This window comes from Streptomyces polygonati, from assembly GCF_042650325.1.
In the GTDB taxonomy this organism is placed as follows: Bacteria; Actinomycetota; Actinomycetes; order Streptomycetales; family Streptomycetaceae; genus Actinacidiphila; species Actinacidiphila polygonati.
The window spans coordinates 37,999-56,521 of the sequence record NZ_JBHSBB010000012.1; the positions used below are offsets into that span (position 1 = coordinate 37,999).

The 18,523-nt window shown below is 72.4% G+C and carries 14 protein-coding genes and 2 pseudogenes; 11 read left to right on the top strand and 5 right to left on the bottom strand.

The features are described from left to right. Positions 1–20: 20 nt before the first annotated feature. A complete protein-coding gene (locus tag ACFO3J_RS17450) occupies positions 21–1,502 on the bottom strand; it encodes a glycoside hydrolase family 6 protein (protein ID WP_386430357.1) in 1,482 nt (493 codons plus the stop codon). Positions 1,503–1,921: 419 nt separating this feature from the next. Between ACFO3J_RS17450 and ACFO3J_RS17455 the strand changes: the two genes are divergently transcribed. Further along, entirely contained in the window at positions 1,922–3,121 is a 1,200-nt protein-coding gene (locus ACFO3J_RS17455; protein ID WP_386430358.1) for a cellulose-binding domain-containing protein, read from the top strand. Positions 3,122–3,439: 318 nt separating this feature from the next. On the opposite strand, the gene ACFO3J_RS17460 is transcribed toward ACFO3J_RS17455, so the two are convergent. Beyond that, positions 3,440–4,855, bottom strand: coding sequence for a cellulose binding domain-containing protein (locus ACFO3J_RS17460; RefSeq protein WP_386430359.1), 1,416 nt, complete (start codon positions 4,853–4,855; stop codon positions 3,440–3,442). A 586-nt stretch (positions 4,856–5,441) separates the two neighbouring features. On the opposite strand from ACFO3J_RS17460, the gene ACFO3J_RS17465 reads away from it, so the two are divergent. Further along, positions 5,442–5,660 (top strand): hypothetical protein, encoded by a 219-nt coding sequence (locus ACFO3J_RS17465; protein WP_386430360.1) that lies wholly within the window; start codon positions 5,442–5,444, stop codon positions 5,658–5,660. A 113-nt stretch (positions 5,661–5,773) separates the two neighbouring features. On the opposite strand, the gene ACFO3J_RS17470 is transcribed toward ACFO3J_RS17465, so the two are convergent. Then, the gene (locus tag ACFO3J_RS17470) at positions 5,774–6,916 is read right to left on the bottom strand and encodes a nitric oxide synthase oxygenase (RefSeq protein WP_386430361.1); all 1,143 of its coding nucleotides are present in this window, start codon (positions 6,914–6,916) and stop codon (positions 5,774–5,776) included. 189 nt (positions 6,917–7,105) lie between these two features. Continuing rightward, positions 7,106–8,224, bottom strand: a complete 1,119-nt coding sequence (locus ACFO3J_RS17475) for a globin domain-containing protein (RefSeq protein ID WP_386430362.1) — start codon at positions 8,222–8,224, stop codon at positions 7,106–7,108. Positions 8,225–9,096: 872 nt separating this feature from the next. Here ACFO3J_RS17475 and ACFO3J_RS17480 point away from each other — a divergent pair. The 6 genes and pseudogenes from ACFO3J_RS17480 to ACFO3J_RS17505 all read left to right on the top strand — a co-directional run bounded on the left by ACFO3J_RS17480 (position 9,097) and on the right by ACFO3J_RS17505 (position 14,229). Further along, positions 9,097–9,654: a TetR/AcrR family transcriptional regulator gene (locus ACFO3J_RS17480; protein WP_386430363.1), complete on the top strand. Its 558-nt coding sequence runs from the start codon at positions 9,097–9,099 to the stop codon at positions 9,652–9,654. Further along, positions 9,651–10,544: an aldo/keto reductase gene (locus ACFO3J_RS17485; protein ID WP_386430364.1), complete on the top strand. Its 894-nt coding sequence runs from the start codon at positions 9,651–9,653 to the stop codon at positions 10,542–10,544. Before ACFO3J_RS17480 ends, ACFO3J_RS17485 begins: the two co-directional genes overlap by 4 nt. A 112-nt stretch (positions 10,545–10,656) precedes the next feature. Next, positions 10,657–11,673 carry an NADPH:quinone reductase gene (locus ACFO3J_RS17490; protein WP_386430365.1) on the top strand — a complete coding sequence of 339 codons (1,017 nt, stop codon included), beginning with the start codon at positions 10,657–10,659 and terminating at the stop codon, positions 11,671–11,673. Positions 11,674–12,180: 507 nt separating this feature from the next. Continuing rightward, positions 12,181–12,618: pseudogene (locus tag ACFO3J_RS17495) on the top strand (discoidin domain-containing protein); the annotation flags it as partial. A gap of 38 nt (positions 12,619–12,656) precedes the next feature. Further along, positions 12,657–13,491 (top strand): annotated as a pseudogene (locus ACFO3J_RS17500) (DUF1996 domain-containing protein). A gap of 150 nt (positions 13,492–13,641) precedes the next feature. Further along, positions 13,642–14,229: a DUF305 domain-containing protein gene (locus ACFO3J_RS17505; RefSeq protein ID WP_386430366.1), complete on the top strand. Its 588-nt coding sequence runs from the start codon at positions 13,642–13,644 to the stop codon at positions 14,227–14,229. A 61-nt stretch (positions 14,230–14,290) separates the two neighbouring features. Here ACFO3J_RS17505 and ACFO3J_RS17510 read toward each other — a convergent pair whose 3' ends face one another. Further along, positions 14,291–14,740, bottom strand: a complete 450-nt coding sequence (locus ACFO3J_RS17510) for a hypothetical protein (RefSeq protein WP_386430367.1) — start codon at positions 14,738–14,740, stop codon at positions 14,291–14,293. A gap of 437 nt (positions 14,741–15,177) precedes the next feature. Between ACFO3J_RS17510 and ACFO3J_RS17515 the strand changes: the two genes are divergently transcribed. From ACFO3J_RS17515 to ACFO3J_RS17525, 3 genes are all read left to right on the top strand, one after another. Next, positions 15,178–16,101 carry a hypothetical protein gene (locus tag ACFO3J_RS17515; RefSeq protein ID WP_386430368.1) on the top strand — a complete coding sequence of 308 codons (924 nt, stop codon included), beginning with the start codon at positions 15,178–15,180 and terminating at the stop codon, positions 16,099–16,101. Positions 16,102–16,481: 380 nt separating this feature from the next. Beyond that, a complete protein-coding gene (locus ACFO3J_RS17520; RefSeq protein WP_386430369.1) occupies positions 16,482–17,324 on the top strand; it encodes a GH25 family lysozyme in 843 nt (280 codons plus the stop codon). Positions 17,325–17,472: 148 nt separating this feature from the next. Further along, complete coding sequence (locus ACFO3J_RS17525; protein ID WP_386430370.1) at positions 17,473–18,291, top strand: SAM-dependent methyltransferase; 819 nt, start codon at positions 17,473–17,475, stop codon at positions 18,289–18,291. Positions 18,292–18,523 lie beyond the last annotated feature (232 nt).

An 18,523-nucleotide genomic window follows, 5' to 3' on the forward strand; every position in this document is an offset into this window, starting at 1 on the left:
GCCGTCGAACCGGTGGCGCGTCAGGACACGGTGCAGGCGGCACCGTTGAGGGTGAAGGCGGTGGGCGAGGAGGTGCCGGAGCCCGTCCCCTGGAAACCGAAGCCGGTGGACCCGCCTGCCGGGACGGTCGCGTTGTAGCCCAGGTCCGTGGCCGTCACGCTCGCGCCGGACTGGGTGGTCCTGGCATTCCACGCGCTGGTGATCTTCTGGTCGGCTGGGAACGTCCACTTGAGCGACCAGCCGTTGACGGCGGCGCTGCCGGTGTTGCGCACGGTCACGTCCGCGGTGAAGCCGCCGCTCCAGGCGCTGGCGACCTTGTAGCTGACCGCGCAGGCCGCGCTTGCCGGCGGGGTGCTCGGGGGCGGGGTGGTGGTCGGCGGGGGCGTCGTGGGCGGAGTGGTCGTCGGCGGAGTCGTGGTGGGCGGAGTCGTGGTCGGCGGGGTGGTCGGCGGAGCGGGATCCGACGCTCCGGCGGACGCCAGCGCGTAGGCGACGTCCGGCAGGAAGGTGCCCGCGGCGCCGGCGCAGCCGTCCGCCTCACCCGGCGGCTTCACCCAGAGGAAGGCGTCGATCGCCGGGTCCCCCGTGTTGGTCGTGGGGTAGGCGCCGATCGCCCGGCCGGACGGGTCGCACCATGCCCCGCCGCCGGCCGGGCCGTTGCCGTTGCGGCTGGTGTCCACCACGGCATGCAGATTGCCCGGGTTGCCCAGCGCGGTCAGCACGTTCTTGGCGAAATTGACCTCGTTCGCCGTGGTGTTGAAGTTGGAGACATTGGTGAAGAGGCCGTCGGCATTGGTCAGGATCCCCGCACTGCGCAGCCGGTTGGCCTGCTCCGAGGCGCTGTTCCAGGCCGAGTGGCCGCCGTCCAGGTAGACCTTGGCGTTGGGCGCGGCGGCGTGGATGGCGGCACCCGCCCGGGAGAGCGAGGCGAACCGGTCGGTCTGCTGCTGCGCCGACAAGCAGGTGGTCAGGGCGATGGAGTCGGGCTCCAGCACGATGATCGACTGGCCGCTGCCGAGCCCGGCGGCGAAGTTGCGCACCCAGGTGTCGTACGAGGCCAGGTCCGGCGCGCCACCGGCGGAGGCGCCGCCGCAGTCGCGATTGGGGATCTCGTACACGGCCAGCACCGGCACCTGTCCGGCGGCGGCCGCGGCCGCGGTGACCGCCCTGACGTCACTGGTGACGGTGGTGGGGCGGTAGTTGGAGAACCAGATCGCCTGCGGCTGGGAAGCGATCCGCCGGGCGATGACCGGCTGGCGGGAGTCGCCGGGATTGGCGGCGACCCAGCGGGCCACCTGGGAGTTGGGGTCCTTGTAGAGCTGGGTCCCGGCGGGAAGACTGCCCTGCGCCGCGGCGCCCGCGGTCATCTCGGTGCTCAGCGCGATACCGGCGGCGGCGAGGCCAGTGGCCAGGCCGAGCGCCAGGGCCTTGCGCAGCCGCGACCCGCGCGTGGGGGGCCCGGCCGCGCCGGCCGGGCGCGGTGTGCGGATGGGGGGTGTCACAGTTGTCCTCCGTGCTCTCGTGGGGGGAGAGGGCGGATGCGGGCGGGCACTCATGGGAGCGCTCCCATGCATCGGGCTGAGCTTAGCCAGCATGACGAGAGTGCGTAATCCCCTGCGCGGGACGCATTTTCGCCTTCTTCGCCTCCATGGAAGCGCTTGCGTGCAGGGCTGGTCGTCCCCGCCCTTGTGGGCCGCCCTTGGGAACGCTTTTCGCGGGGCCGCCAGGACTCGGCCGACCGGGTCCGGCCCGCCGCCCAGCGGGCCGGTCGAGGCCGCGCCGCCGGGAATCGGCAAACGCGCAGGCCACGGCGCCGCGTCATATTTCCGGACGGGACAGGGTGCGATCCATTGACACGGCGTCAGCGTCTCGCTTCTGATGATGGGAGCGCTCCCATCCCCCCACGTATCTGGAGGCGTACATGCGGAACCTTCTCTCCCGCCGGGTCCGGGCCTGGCGGCTCTGGCCGCTGCTGCTCGCGGCGTCGGCACTGGCCGTACCCGCCGTGGTGGCGTCGCCCGCCGGCGGTGCGACGTCCGGCTGCTCCGTCGACTACACGGTCAACCAGTGGTCCGGCGGCTACACCGCGCAGATCAAGGTCACCAACCTCGGCCCCGCCCTGAGCGGTTGGCAGCTCGGCTGGACCTACGGCGGCGACCAGCACATCACCTCGGCCTGGAACGCGACGGTCACCCAGACCGGCAACGCGGTCGTCGCCACCAACGCCGCGTACAACGGCTCGGTGGCCACCGGCGGTTCGGCCGACTTCGGGGTGCAGGGCAGCTGGCAGTCGGCCGATCCCACGCCCACCGCCTTCACGCTCAACGGCGTCCTGTGCGGCGGGGAGCCCACTACGCCCCCGACCACGCCCCCCACCACCCCTCCGCCCACGACACCTCCGCCTACAACGCCGCCGCCCACCACGCCGCCCGCAGCGTGCGGCAACGCCGTGATCTGCTCGGACTTCGAGGACCAGACCGGCACCGCCCCCTCCGGCGCCTGGCAGTTCAGCGCACCCGACTGCCAGGGCACCGGCGCCGTCTCCATCGACTCCTCCGTCGCGCACGGCGGCTCCCGGTCGCTCCGGGTCGACGGCAAGGCCGGCTACTGCAACCACGCGTTCGTGGCGAACACCCAGAATCTGTCGGCCGTCGGGCCCGTGCTGTACGGCCGGTTCTGGGTACGGCACACCACCGCGCTGCCCTCCTCCCACGTCGCGTTCGTCTCTCTGCCCGACTCCTCGCAGGCGGGACGGGCACTGCGATTCGGCGGACAGAACGGCGCCCTGCAGTGGAATCGCGAGAGCGACGACGCCACGCTGCCCGCGCAGAGCCCGGCCGGCGTGGCGATGAGCAAGCCGCTGCCGACCGGGAGTTGGCAGTGCGTCCGGTTCGCCGTCGACACTTCGGCGCCGCGCCTGGACACCTGGCTGAACGATCAGGAGGTGCCGGGGCTGCATGTGGACGGCGTGCCGACGCAGGACATCGACCAGCAGTGGCTCGTCCGCACCACCCCGCCCAGGCCGACGGCGCTCCGGCTGGGCTGGGAGAGCTACGCCACGGGCGACGACACACTCTGGTTCGACGATGTCGCCGTCGGCTCCTCGCCGATCGGCTGCTGAACCGGCCGGCCGCCGGGCCGCTCCATTCGTGATCCGCCCTAGGTGACGGTACGTCAGATGCCGGTGGCCGGGCCGCGGATGGTCAGCGGTCCGGCCAGTGGCATCGGCGCCGGCCCCTCGGCCGACGAGTGGGACGACGGGTCTGACGGCGGCTAGGAGGGTGCTGAAGATCTTGGCCGGATCAGCGAGCGGCGTCCGGTGCGGTCAGCTGCAAGGCGGACGGATGCCCGGATAGTGCTTTTCTGTCCGGGCACCCGGCCAACGCGGCAGATGGCGGTGCCGGGCGTCGGGAGCCCGGCATAGATCTTCAGCACCCTCCTAGGTCGTGGCCGCGCAGGTGAGGGCCGGGAGCCCGGCGGCACTGCCGTTCAGCGTCATCCCGAAGGTCGTCGACGCGGCCGGCGCCAGCGACCCGTTGTACGAGGCGTTGCGCAGTGTCAGCGGCGGGCCGCCGGTGTCGACGGCCGCGTTCCACACCTGGCCGAGGGTCATTCCGGCCGGCAGCGGCAGCCCTACCGACCATCCGCTGATCGCCCTGCTGCCACTGGGGTTGAGCACCTTCACCTCGGCCTGGAAGCCTCCGGGCCACTGGTTGGTGACGGCGAGCATCGCCTGGCAGCCGGGCGCGGGGGGCGTGGTGGGCGCGACGGTCGGCGTCGTTGGCGGGGTGGTCGTTGGCGTCGCCGTTGGCGGCGTGGTCGGGGTCGTGGTGGGCGGCGGCGTCGTGCCGTCCTGCGTCGTGTACGCGACGGCGGTGAAGGCCCCCGAGCAGGTGCTCGCGCAGGACGCCGGGAGCGTGAAGTGGTAGGTCCGGCCGCCGAAGAGGTAGGCGTCGGAGGCGTCCTTGACCCGGACGGTGAAGTCGGTGCCGCCCGAGGTCGACGGTGCCAGGACGAACGCCTGGCCCATGTCGCTGTCCATCTGCGCGTCGTGCCACCCGCCGTCGGCCAGATACTCCACGCCGTGCACGCCGTTGGGCAGGTGCGCGACGGAGATCGCCGGCCACCAGCGCTGCGCGCCCTGCAGGAAGCCGATCCGGATGTCCCCGGTGTAGTCGGGCGCGGGCACGTAACTCCACGCCACATGGCGGTTGTTCCAGTGGTCGGCGAGACCCGTGACGGGGACGCCGCCGCGGGCGAAGCGGCCGAGCGAGGAGGTGGCGAGGTCGAGGTGACCGGGGTCGTCGCGGCACCAGGCATTGGCGTCGGCGCAGCTGTCGGCGACGAGCATGGTCAAGGTGGCGCCGTTGTACGCGTCGGCCGTCCAGGACCCGTTGCGGCAGAACGGCTGGCCGGGAGCGCCGTCGTTGGTGCCCGTGCAGTAGTCGCCGATCGACACCTTCACCCAGCGGCCGCAGTTGCGGCCGTTCTCCCAGGCACCCATCCGCGCGGCCTGGCCGGCCGGCACCGGGCGGGGGTAACTGGCGTAGTCGCCCGGGGTGTTGAAGACGTTGAGGGCGACGAAGTCCGGGGTGCCGAGTTCGGACTGCGGAACGCCGCAGCCGCCGTAGGGCTGGCCGAGCCCGTCGAAGTGGGTCGCGTTGCCGACCGTGTCGGCCTGCGGGGCAAGGGTCGCCGCGGGCGCGGCGAGCATGGTCGTGGCGCAGAGCACCGCAGCGCCGAGCAGGGCGCCGAGGACAGCCGCCGACCGCCTCAGGCGGCGGCCGGCTTCGCGGCGGCCGCCGACCGGGCTGCGGGACCTGCGCGGGCCGCTGGGCAGGGGAAGAGAACGCATCGATGTCTCCGGAGAGTGTGGGGGGTCTCGATGGCCATGGGAGCGCTCCCATCGTGCCTTCGCCCCTCCCCCGTGTCCAGGGCAGCCGCAGCAGTGGTACGACTGCCGGCACCGCCCCCAGCACCGGGCCCGGCCACCGTGGCGATGACATTCTCCGGTGGCAGCGGCGGTCCGCTGCTGCCGTGCGTGAAGGACGGCTGGACGCTGACGCTGTCGCGGCCGACCGCCCTGCCGACGCGCACCCTTGACGGCCCTGGAAGGCCGGCGCGACCGGCCCGATGAACGGTACTTCGGCGTGGTCCGGGACCTGCGCCTTCGGCCTCGACCGCACCGGAACCGCCGAACCGCCCCTGATCGACTCCACCGTCTTCCCGACGGCCGCGCCGGCTACCGGCGAGCAACCGTACCCACCCGAAGACCCGCCGGCCACCGGCAACTGCACGCCAATCGCCCCACCGGTACGACGACTGGGTCCGACGGGTGGCGCGGGTCCGCTTCCGGGTGACTCTTCCGGGGTGGTGCCGGCCGGAGCGGTCCGGGCGGGGGAGATATGGGCTCTCGACCCACTGAAGGAGAACCACCTCTTATGCGCAAGATCATGTACGCGGCTGTGTCCCTCACCGCGGTAGCCCTGTTGACCGCCGGAACCGCGGGCATCGCCGCCGCCGACGACGACCTGTCCGGTTCGGTGAGCTGCGGCAGCACCTCCGGTGTCCTCACCGTCCCCGTCAACGTCCTCAACCCCGCGCGAATCAGCTGCAGCGCCCAGAGCGCCCCCGCCGCCGCGCCCAGCTCCGACGACTGACACGCCCGGCGGACCCGGCCGGCCCGCGCCGGCGGCCTGTCGGTCCCGCCGTGGTCGGACCAGTGGACGCACGGCGGGACCGGCGGTCGGTGTCGTGGGCCGCGTCCGTAGCCTCAAGCGGGCCGATAGGGGCAGGCGTTGTCGACGCGCGGCGGGGTGCCGCGGTGGACGAAGGCCGGGCGCAGCCGCTCGTCCGGCAGGTCGTAGTAGCGGTGGAACACCGCGGTCGCCGAGCCGGACAGGGGTGGCACGATCCAGCTCCAGTCCGTCGGGACCGGGCGCTGGTGCCTGCTCTCGCGCTCGATGTGCGCCAGGAAACGGGTGGACTCGGTGTGGTGGTCGGCCATGGTCACTCCCGCGGCGCTGTAGGAGTGCAGGACGGCCAGATTCAGCTCGACCAGGGCGCGGTCGCGCCACAGGGTGCGCTCGCTGCTGGTGTCGAGGCCGAACAGGGCGGCGACGGCCGGCAGCAGGTTGTAGCGGTCGGTGTCCCCCAGGTTGCGGGAGCCGATCTCGGTTCCCATGTACCAGCCGTTGAAGGGCGCGGCCGGATAGGTGATCCCGCCGATCTCCAGGGACATGTCGCTGACGGCCGGCACCGCGTACCAGCGCAGGCCGAGTCGCGCGAAGTCCGGGTGCTGCGGATGCGTCAGGGGCACCTCCAGGACCGCGTCCTCCGGTACCTCGTAGAGCTCCGGCGGCCGGTTCGGGGCGGCTTGGACCATCAGCGGCAGCACCTCGAAGGCGCTCTCGCCGCCTTTCCAGCCCAACTCCTTGGCCATCGCGACCCGCTGGACGCTGCGGGGGTCGTCCGCGTAGCGCACCAGTTGCTCGCCCAGCAGCCGGGGCGCGGGCCGGCCGGGGCGGTCCGGGGCGAAGACGCTGATCACCGGGCGTATCCGGCCGTTGTTCGTGGCGATCCGCAGGTGCTCGAAGCATTCGTGGGCGATGTCGTCCGGGTGGTCCAGGTGCCGCAGGTCGCGGACGGTCAGGTTGTTCCAGTACAGACGGCCGATGCAGCGCGCGGAGTTGCGCCACGCCACCCGGGCGCCGTAGGCGAGTTCCGCCGGCGTGTGCTCGTACGTGCCGGAAGCGGCCACCTGCGCGGTGATCTGCTCGATCCTTCGCCGGACGTCACTCCCGTCGGGCTCCTCGGCGGCGAACTGGCGGACGAAGACCTCGGCGGCCTCCAGGAGGGCGCTGTGCTCAGGAGCGTGGCGGCGGGCCGAGGCGGCACGTGGGTGGTGGAAGGACACGGGTGGGGTTCTCTCCTGGTCGGGTCCCGGGCGCGCCCGGCGCCGGCACGTGCGGCTGGATGCTTCGACTCGTTCCCCCGAGACGAATCCGACGTGGGAAGCCGGGCCCCCGGCCGGCATGCGGCGGCCGGGGCCCCGGGTGTCGTCGCTCCGCCGGCGACCCGCGCGGCAGCGGCCGGGCCCGCGACGTCACCGGGTGTCCTCCTGGCCGCGCTTGGGCAGCAGCGCGGCCTCCAGCGCGGGGACGTCGAACGGGTCGTGGTGGATGCGTTCCTGGGGAACCCCCTGCCGTAGCAGGGTGTTCGCGGCCTGGGTGACCATCTCGACCGGACCCGACAGGAACGCCTCGTGCTGATACCACGGCCCGAACTCCTGCAGCACCTGCGGCAGCGTGCCTTCCAGACCGACGATGCGCTCGTGGGAGACGGCGGCGCGCACCGAGAGCCAGTGATGGCGCTGCGACATCCTGAGCATGTCGTCGAGCCCGTAGAGCTCGTCGGCGGTACGCGCGCCGACGAAGACGTCGACGTAGCGCCGGATGCCGTTGCGGGCGGCCTGCTCTACCAGCGCGCGGATCGGGGCCATGCCGGTCCCCCCGGCCACGCACACCAAGTCGCGGTCGCTGCTCGGGTCGAGCGTCATATCGCCCTGGGTCGGCCCCAGTTGCACCCGGTCCCCGGGCTTGGCCCGGTGCACCAGCGCCGGACTCACCTGCCCGCCGGGCACCGCCCGTACGTGGAAGGTGATCGTATTGTCCGGGCGGGGGGCGTGCGCGGGCGAGTAGTAGCGCCACGCCCTGGGCTGCCAGGGCGTCTCCAGGCCGGCGTACTGGCCCGCGGTGTACGGGTACGGGGTATCGGGGCGCACGGTGATCTCCGCGATGCCGTGGCCGCGCTGCACATGGTGGATGACCTCGGCCGGCCATACCGCCGGGGCCACCAGGGCGTCCTGCTCGGCGGCGTACGACATCACCGCGGCGACCAGCCCGTACGCCCTGGTCCACACCTCCGCCAGCTCCGGGCTCCAGGCCGGCCCGGCGTACCGCTCCAAGGAGGCCAGCAGGCACTCGCCGACCGCGGGGTAGTGGCCGCTGAGGGCGCCGAACTTGCGGTGGTCGCGGCCCAGGCGGCTGCAGAACCGGATCAGGTTGTCCGGATCATCGACCAGGTCGACGATCCGGAGCAGACCGCGCAGCAGCCGGTCGCGCTGCACATCCATATTCTCCGGGAACAGGTGCCGTACCTGAGGATAGCGGGTGAACAAGATGGCGTAGAAGTAGACGGTCATGTCCCCGGCGAAGGGGCTCACGACGGCGACGCTGGCTCGCAGCAGAGCGATCTCGTCATCTGCCAGCGGAACCAGGACCGGCGGGGTAAGTGTTACCGCGGGTGGCGGCATTGGTGCCCCCGATGATTCGGGCGGTAAGGATATCCGGGTGGATTCATCACCGTCCGAAGGGCGCTGCTGTCTGCCTCCGGGGCGAGATGCGCGTGTGGAAAATCTCACTCAGCACACCTCGTTTTTGCTCTGCATCATCGTCACCAAAGAAAGGGTAAGAGCCTTGCGGACAGGCGGGTCTGACGACGGGGTGAGGCGCCACGACGAGGGTCGCCGCCGCGCCGGGCCGCAGGTGGCCCGGCCCATGCGGGTCCGTCCAGGTCCGCCGGCCGGTACTCACGACCGCGGGGGGTGTCCGGGCAAGCTATGACATGCGCAGTCCTCGTCCTTGTCTGTCGCCCTTAGTCCGCCGCACCGGCCGGCCGACCTCAGCAGAGCAGTGCGACAGCGCCGCAAAGCACTGGCATGCGATCAGATCCCGCATGGGCAGGAGGACTCCTCGGATATTCGACGGTCGGACCCGAACGATACGGCCCCGGCTACCTTAGTGGGTCAACTTCATGTGTCAACGCGGGGCGATTAGGGCCAGGCCCCGCCAATGGGCGGCCTTCCCGATTTAGCCGTGTATCACGGTGATTGCCGCGAGGCGGCGGGATCGCGATTCCGGGGCAGAAGTCGTGCTTCACCTTCGGACATGCGCACGCCGGGACGCGGGCGGTCACGGCAGGGCGCGGGGTGCGCGGGCCGGGTCGGGCGCTCCGGGAGGCCGCCACAAACAGAACCGCGGTTCTGGGTTATGCTGCCCCACAAGCAGAACGTCCATTCTTTTTGTGGAGGGTGCCATGCCCCGCCTCACCGACGCGCGCAAGGACCTGCGGCGCGCCCAGATCGCCGAGGCGGCCGTGCGCTGCTTCGGTCGCACCGGCCTGGAGCGGACCTCCATCGCCGACATCACCGCCGAGTCCGGCCTCTCGGCGGGTTCGATCTACGCCCACTACCGCAACAAGGCCGACCTGGTCCGGGCCGCCGCCCGCGACGTGCTCGCCAGGCGCGCCGACGTCCTCGGCGAGTACGCCGCCAGCGAGGCCCCGCCCGACCCCGACGAGCTGCTCGCCCGCCTGGTCGCCGCGATCGACCCCGTCGAGGCCCGGGTCGGCGTACAGACCTGGGGTGAGGCCACCACCGACCCGGAGGTGCACGACATCGTCGTCGACATGATCGACCGGATGGGCGCGATGCTGCACGACTGCGTCACGGCCTGGCTGGTCAAGGTCGAGCACCAAGAGCCCGCGCGGGCCCGGGAGTCGGCCGCGCCCGTCGCCCGCCGCGTATCGGCGCTCTACCAGGCCGAACTGCTGCACGCCGCGCTGCGCTCCCCCGCCGGGACGGCCGCGCGATGACCGCCCTGAAGGCGGTGCTCGCCGGCCGCGCCGTCTCCCGCATCGGCTACGGCGCGTTGCAGCTCGAGCGCCTGCACGACCGCCGCGAGGAGGCCGTCGCGCTGCTGCGGCGCGCGGTCGAGCTCGGCGTCGACCACGTGGACACCGCCGAGTTCTACGGCTTCGGTTTCGTCAATGACGTGATCCGCGAGGTGCTGCGCGATCAGGACGGACTCCTCGTCGTCACCAAGGTCGGCGCTGCCCCCGATCCCGGCGGACCGCTGCCGCTGCGTCTGGCGCAGCGGCCCGAGCAGCTGCGCGCGGCCGTCGAGGACAACTTGCGCGGCCTCGGCGTCGAGCGGCTCCCGGTGGTCAACCTGCGCCGCCTCGACTCCGGCCCCGGGCTGCGTCCCGAGGGCGACCAGATCGTCGACCTCGACGACCAGCTCGCGATGATGACCGCCCTGCGCGACGAGGGCAAGATCGGCGCGATCGGCCTGGGCAGCGTCACCGCCGACGGCCTGCGCCGCGCCCTGCCGGCGGGCATCGTCTGCGTACAGAACGCGTACAGCCTGGTCTCCCGCGACGACGAGGACATGCTCGCGCTGTGCGCGGCCGAGGGCATCGCCTGGGTGCCGTTCTTCCCGCTCGGCGGGGCCTTCCCGGGACTGCCCAAGGTCACCGACGAGCCGGCGGTGCACGCCGTGGCCGAGTCCCTGGGCGTCACGCCCGCCCAAGTCGGCCTGGCATGGCTGCTGCACCACGCCCCGAACGTGCTGCTCATCCCGGGCACCGCCGACGCCGGCCACCTCGCGGCCAACTGGGCGGCGGCAGAGATCCGTCTCGATGCCGCGGCCCTCACGGCCCTCGACGCCGTCGAGTCCCGCTCCGGCGAACTCCCCATCGGCTGACCCGAAGCCACCGGAGCGCCAGCGGGCCGTGCCCGCGACGCGCCCACCCCCGTCGGCCTCCGGACGGCGCCACACGACCCATCCCCATCAGCAAGGCTCCCGAGGACGGATCATGAAGGCCATTGTTCACCGCGAGACAGGCGGCCCCGACGTTCTGCGGTTCGTCGACCGCGCAGTGCCCGAGCCCGCGGCCGGCGAGGTCCGGGTCCGGGTCGCCGTCTCCGGCGTCAACCCGACGGACTGGCAGGCTCGTTCGGGCGCCCACCCCGGGCGGTGGGACGAGGCGACCCCGCATCTGGACGGCGCCGGAGTGATCGACGCGGTCGGCGAGGGAGTGGACCGGAACCGGATCGGCTCGCGCGTATGGCTGTTCATGGCCGCGGCCGGGCGACCCACCGGCACCGCCGCCGAGTTCACCGTCGTACCCGCCGACCGGGCGCTGCCGCTGCCCGACGAGGCCGGATTCGACATCGGCGCCTCGCTCGGCGTGCCCGCGCTCACCGCTCACCGCGCGCTCAGCGTCGCCGAGGACGGACCGAGCCGCCTTGGGCCCGGAGCGCTCGACGGCAAGGTGGTGCTCGCGGCGGGCGGGGCGGGGGCGGTCGGGCACGCGGTGATCCAGCTCGCCCGGTGGGCGGGCGCCAGGGTCGTCGCGACCGTCAGCGGTCCGGCCAAAGCCCGCCTGGCCACCGCCGCGGGCGCCCACCACGTCGTCAACTACCGCGAGGGCGACCCGGCCGCCGGGATCCGCGCGATCGCCCCGGACGGTGTCGACATCGTCGCCGAAGTCGCACTCGGCGCGAATCTGGCGCTGGACCTGGCGGTACTGCGGCCCCGCGGCACGATCTCGGCCTACGCCAACGACGGCGGCAAGCCCGTCGGACTGGACACGCTGCGGGCGATGGTGCTCAACGCGCGCTTCCAGTTCCTGGTGCTCTACACGGCCGGACCGCAGGCACGGGCCGCGGCGGTCGAGGACGTCGCCACCGCGCTCCGCGACGGCGCCCTGCCGGTCGGCGAGGAGCACGGCCTGCCCCTGGTCCGCTTCCCGCTCGACCGCACGGCCGACGCCCACCGGGCGGTGGAGAGCGGCGCGGTCGGCAAGGTCCTGGTCGACGTCGCCCCGTAAGGCGGGCCGGCATTCTTCGCGCCCCGCGGGAGTCTGCGACCTGCGGGGCCGCTGGCCTCCAGCCCTCTTCGGCGGGCGGCCGGGAGCCGCCGCCCGTCCGCCGGCTCCGGTTCGGCGTCCGCGGCGCGCTGACACCGAGTTGAGGCACGTGGTTCGGAGGCACGTGGTTCGGAGGCACGTGGTTCGGACGAGGGCGCCACCGGCGGTCGGCGGTCGCCCCCGCCGTGCCGGGGCCGTCCCCCTCCCGCGAACACCGCGGCCGAACGCCCGGGACACACCGCGGTCCCCCCGCACCGGCGCGAACGAGTCACCGCCCGGCCCGCGTTCGTCCCACGCCGTGGCCGGTTCTCGCGAGGCTCTATCCCAGGTTCGCAAGTCCCCGCTCAGGGTTTTGACGCTTCTATTGACGAGACCTGAACATCCCTTTACCTTCTGAATTCTGAGAGCGCTCTCTTCTGATCGACCACCCTCACCAGGACGACAAGTCCTCCCCCCACAAGGAGAGTTGTGATCACGCGCACCCGTATCCGCCGCCATGGGCGCCCCGCGCGCCGATGGCGGAACCTGCTCATCGGCTTCGCGTTGGCAGGCGTCACCGCATCCACCCTCTACGTCGGCTCCACAGCCGCGCAGGCAGCACCCACGCTGATCTCCCAGGGCCACACGGCCACCTCCTCGACGACCGAGAACGGCGGCACCCCCGCCTCGTCGGCCGTCGACGGCAACCTCGGCACCCGGTGGTCCAGCGCCGCCGCCGACGGCCAGTGGCTCCAGGTCGACCTGGGCGCGACCGCCACCGTGAACCGGGTCGTGCTCAACTGGGAGGCGGCCTACGCCAAGGGCTTCCAGATCCAGACCTCGGCCAACGGCACGGCCTGGACCACCATCCAGACCACCACCAACGGCACCGGCGGCAACCAGACGCTGGACGTCTCCGGCAGCGGACGGTACGTCCGGGTGCTGGCCACCCAGCGCGCCACGCAATGGGGCGTCTCGCTCTGGGAGTTCCAGGTGTTCGGCGAAGGCGGTGCCACCACCACGCCGACCATTCCGCCCGGCGCCGTCAGAGTGGCCGAATTCCTGGCCGAATGCCCGTACACCCACCGGCTGCCCGACGATCCCATCGTGCTGCCGAACCTGCCGGGCGCCTCGCACATGCACAGCTTCTTCGGCAACAACTCGACCAATGCCGCCTCCACGCTCAGCAGCCTGGAAGTCTCCGGCGGCTCCTGCAACCCGGCGATCGACATCTCGTCGTACTGGGTACCGACCCTGTACGCGGACAATGTCGCGGTCGAGCCCACCGGCACGACTTTCTACTACCTCGGTGAAGGCGTCCGCGACGATGTGATCGCGCGGATCCAGCCCTTCCCCCGGGGTCTGCGGATCGTGGCGGGCAACGCCAAGGCGACCGGTGTCAACGACAACACCATCGCGCGCTGGTCCTGCCTGCACGCCAACGAGGCCGGCGCGTCGCACGACTTCGTCAACTGCCCGGCCGGCACCATGCTGGAGTCCTACCTCGACTTCCCGCAGTGCTGGAACGGCCGTGACCTGGACTCCGCCGACCACAAGAGCCACATGGCGTACCCGGTGAAGGGCGAATGCCCGGCCACCCACCCGGTGCCGGTGCCCAAGCTCCGCCAGGTGCTGCGCTACCCGGTGAACGGGGACCCGTCGCGCTTCCGGCTCGCCTCGGGCGGCGGCTACACCATGCACGGTGACTTCTTCAACGTATGGCCGGAAGCCGAACTGGCACGCCGGGTGCACGACTGCATCAACCCGATCGTCAAGTGCGGGGCCGACGGTCGTCCCTGACCCAGCCGCGCCATCCACCCGGCGGGGACGGGACCGGCCACCGGTCCCGTCCCCGCCGGTCCACCCATCCACGCTCCTGCCGCCGCCCGTGGCCGCCGTGCGGTCGGCGCGCCCGGGAGCCACCGGAAGCGCACCCCTGGAGTGCAGCAGATGAGAGCCCCTACCGTCGCCGCCGTCCTGCTCGCCGCGATCCTCGCCGCGGGATGCTCGGCCGAGTCCGGCTCAGCGCCGGCCCCCCGGGGCGCCACCGCCGCCCCGGCCTCCGCCGCGGGTACGGGGGGCACCGGGCAGCTCAACCCCACCGATCTGGCCTGGGCCCAGCTGCTCAAACCGATGGACGAGCAGGTCATGGCCATGGTCGAGCTGGCCCCGAGCCACGCCGCGACCGCCGCCGTCCGGCAGCTGGCGCGGCGGGTCTCCCCCGATTGCGCCGCCGAACTCACCTCCCTGGACGGGCTGCTGAGGAGCGCCGGCCAGGATCCCGCCGTCAACATCCATGAAGGCCACCACATGCCCGGGATGATGACCGCCGAGGAGTTCACGTCACTGGGCGAGAGCAAGGGGGCCGCCTTCGACCGGCTCTTCCTGCGGCGCCTGCGCGAGCACGGGGAGCAGGCCGCCCGGCTCGCCGCCTCGGAGAGCCAGGCGGGCAGCGACCCGTCGGCCCGGGCGCTCGCCCGGACGATCGCCGAGGCCCGAACCGAGCAGCTGGCCGAGGTCACCAGGGCGGGCGGCTGACCACCGCCGGCCTGCCGCCGGGGGCTTGACCGGTCCTGACGATCCATCGGCGCCGGCAAGGTCAGTCCGACGCCAACTCCGCCGGGCCGCCTTCCGTGACGTGGACCGGAACACCGTCCGCGAGGATGCTCAGGTCGTCGAGCAGGGCGGCCGACCGGGCACCCTCGGCGGTGGTGGTGACATCGATGCCCGAGGCGTCGGGGGCGGGGCCCAAGGTGTACACGGGGAAGCCGGCGACGGTGGTCTTCTCGCTCATCGCGTCCACCACCCGCACAAGGGCGCGCTCGGAGTAGCGGCAGCGGTAGACGTCCAGGCGGCCGAGGTCGATGCCGGGGTGGGCCCTCTTGGCCGCCTCGGCCATCCGCCGACCGGCGGCCGGGTCGGTGAAGCACAGCGCGACGCGTCCGACCGGCTGGTCGACCACCAGACTGCCGTACGTGGCGGCGTACTCGGGGTACGAGTGCGGGTCGAGCGCCACGGCGAGGGCCTGGGCTCCGGGTGTGCTCCGCACCGGCTCCGGTCGGTTCCGCCACCCGTCGCCCGACGGACAGGCCGCCGCGGACAGCGCGGCGGACGGAGGGCTGGGCGAGGCGCCCCCGATACGCGCCGGACGGTGCTGTGGTGTGGGATCGGCGCACCCGGTCAGAGCGGCCGCGGCCGCGGCCGTACAGACGATCAGAGCGGCTGAGCTGCGAAGGACGTTCATGGCACTCTCCTCCTCGGCAGGCGGCGACGGGACAGCCGTCCGTCTCCCCCCGGCGCCGGCGCGATGTCCCTTGGACGCAAGCGCCGACCGGCCGGTTCCGCGATCCGCCGGGCAGCGGAGGAGGGGGCTCCCCGCTCGGTCCGCCGGGCGTGGCCACCGGACCAGCCGCCCGAACGCGTGCACCCGTACGGCCCGCCGACCGGACGGCCCCGCGTGATCGGCGGGTGCGGGAGAATCACCGGGTGTACGCCTCGATCCGCGCACTCGACGACCTGCTCGGCTCCCTGCCGGCCGCCGGCTCCGCACGGCGGCGCCAGCTCGGCGCGTTCCGCGGCGAACTCTCCCGCGCCCTCGACCTCGACGGCTTCCACCCGGCCCGCGGCGACCTGACCGTTCTGCTCGACCACACCCTGCTGCGGCGCTACTTCGAGATCGCCGAGTCCGGCGCGCTCAGGGAACGGCTCGTCCACGGCGGCAGACCCCCGACCAGCCCGGCGACCAACCAGGCCCGGCGCGACTGCGTCGACATCATGCTCACCGCGGCCGGGCGCCCCCGACTGCAACCCGCCACCCGTCCCTGGGGACGGCAGCCGGACACCCGGCCGGCCGTCGCCCTGCGGCCCACCCCGAGCGCCGGCGAACTCGCCGCACTGCGGCGGCGACTGGGCACCGCCCTGCCTTCACCCCTCGACCCCGGCCGGGCCCGCTTCACCGCGATGATCGCCATGGTCCTCGACACCGCCGCCCGCGCCGGCGAACTGGCCGCCCAGCGACTCGACGACCTGGACGAGGACCTGCTCCACGTGGACGTACGCCGATGGCCGCAGCACGGCACCGCCCCGACCACCACCGCGATCCGGGACGTACTGCCGCTGTCGCTGCTGACCACCACCGCCCTGCGGCAGTGGCTGTCCGCCCGTCAGCGGCTCACCGCCGGTCTCCAGGGCAGCGCCACAGCCCTGTGGGTGAGCCTGCGCGCCAACCACACCGGCCTGCCCGACGACCAGGGCCGCACCAGCATGCGCCCACCCGGCCTCCCCCTCGAAGAACGCGGTCTCGCCCGCGCCTACGCCACCGGACGCCACCGCTACGAACTCGCCCACCTGCTCCCGCCCAAACTGGAACAGCTCCGCCGCGCGACCGCCGAGCACCTGAACATCCCGTGAAGCCCGGTCCACGCTGCTGCCAGGTCCTCTGTCGTGGCGGCGGACAAGGGCGCCTGGGGCCTGTTATTAGACCCTGTCCAGGGTGCGAATCGGACCGAACCACAGCGGCCGACGCAACCCCTTTACGTTCAGGGGTCGTTCATGCGTCACTCATGGCGCGTGCACATCAAGCACCTCGCCCGCACCAGCGCCACCGCTGGATACTGAACCGCCCGGCGCACCCGTGCCCCGCCCTCCCCGGCAGACACGGGCGCCCGGCCGCACGAGGGCTACGCGAGTAGAGCACCAGCCGGAGAGCACTCCCCACCCCACCACCACGCGCCAGGAGGAAAGCCTTGTTCTCCCGAATACGAACCACCAGGGCTGTGCAGCGGAAACTGATGACGGCCGGAGTCCTCGCCGCGAGCCTGGCGCTCGCCGCGACGGTCTCCGCGGGTACGGCCTCCGCCCGGGCGACGGCACGGGACGGCGCCATCCCCCTCGGCCAGGGATACATGGGCGCCGGCTATCTCCAGGACGGCAAGAGCTTCGCGCCGGACACGCGCCACCTCCAGCTCGACGCCCAGGGGATCGCGTCACCGAACGTGACCTATCCCGCGGGGATCGACGTCTCGCACTACCAGGGGACGATCAACTGGACGTCGGTGAAGTCCGCGGGCATCCAGTTCGCCTTCATCAAGGCGACCGAGAGCACCACGTACAAGGACCCCGATTTCAGCGCGAACTACCTGAACGCCTACAACGCCAAGGTGATCCGCGGGGCGTACCACTTCGCCCGCCCCGACCTCTCCAGTGGCGCGACGCAGGCGACGTACTTCGCCGCGAACGGCGGCGCCTGGTCGGCCGACGGCCTGACGCTGCCGGGGATGCTCGACCTCGAAGGCGGCTGCTACGGCAAGTCCACCTCCGCGATGCAGTCGTGGATCCTCGACTTCTACACCACGTACAAGGCGAAGACGGGCCGCGACATCCTCATCTACACCAGCCCCAGCTGGTGGAACTCCTGCACGGGCGGCTGGAGCGGGATGTACTCCAAGAGCCCGCTGGTCGTGGCGAACTGGACGACGGCGGCCAGCCCCTCCATCCCGAGCGGCTTCCCGTACTGGACCTTCTGGCAGTACACCGACTCCGGATCGGTGAGCGGCATCTCGGGCGCGGTGGACCGCGACCGGTTCAGCGCCGACAGCTCCCGCCTGGTGGCCCTGGCCAACAACACCCCCTGACGCACCGCGCCTCCAGGACCGTCCGCGCCCCGGCCGCCGCACCGGCGCCCGGGGCCGGGCCGGGGAGACCGCGCGGTAGCCTACGGGCACCTGTGCCGCGCGGATCCAACGACCCGGCAGGGCACCTGGAAGGAACGGGAGGACGGCGTTGACCGACCAGGGATTCCCCGTCGAGGAGATCGACACCACCAGGCCCCATCCGGCCCGTATGTACGACTACTACCTCGGCGGGAAGGACAACTACCAGGTCGACCGCGAGGCCGCGCAGCGCGTGATCGACCTGTTCCCGGACATCGTGCCCATGGCCCGGGGCAACCGGGAGTTCATCCACCGGGCGGTGCGCTTCGTGGTGGAGAGCGGTGTCCGGCAGATCATCGACATCGGCACCGGCATTCCCACCGCGCCCAACACCCACCATGTGGCGCACGAGGTGTCGCCCGAGGTCCGTGTCGTGTACGTGGACAACGATCCGATCGTGGCGACGTACGCCGGGGCGCATCTGCTGGGCGCGGGGAACACCGGCTTCCTGCTCGGTGATCTGCGCGACCCGGAGCGCATCCTGGGGCATCCGGCCATCGGGGAACTGATCGACTTCGGCCGGCCGGTCGGGCTGATGCTGGCCGCCGTCCTGCACTTCGTCCGGGATGACGAGGACCCCGCGGGGCTGGTCGCCGCCTACCGGGAAGCGCTGCCCGCCGGCAGCCACCTGATCCTCAGCCATACGACCGGCGACTTCCACCGGCTGGACGGCGACGCGGGGGAAGCCCGGGACGTCTACCGGGACAAGGGCGCCACCGCCACGCTCACCCTGCGGTCCCACGAAGAGGTGCTGGGCTTCTTCGACGGCTTCGAGCTGGCCGAGCCCGGACTGGTCCAACCGCCGCTCTGGCGTCCCGACGGCCCGGTGCCGACGGAGCGGGAAATGGCGCGTGTCGGCTTCTACGGCGGTGTCGGCATCAAGCTCTGACACCCCGGCCGCACCCACCGCGCGCGCCGACGCCCCGCGCCGTCGCAGCGGAGTGCACCGGCCGCCGCTGATCCGCCGCGAGGCCATATCCGGGCGGCCGTATCAGAGTTGCAAAAAATGAGCCGGGTTCTTGCAATGTCCGGTCGCTGCCTTGACGTGTACCGGCTCAGAGCGATTGGCTTCCGGCAAACAGAGCTTCCCCGCCCGCCCGGTCACCACCGGGCGCGAACCC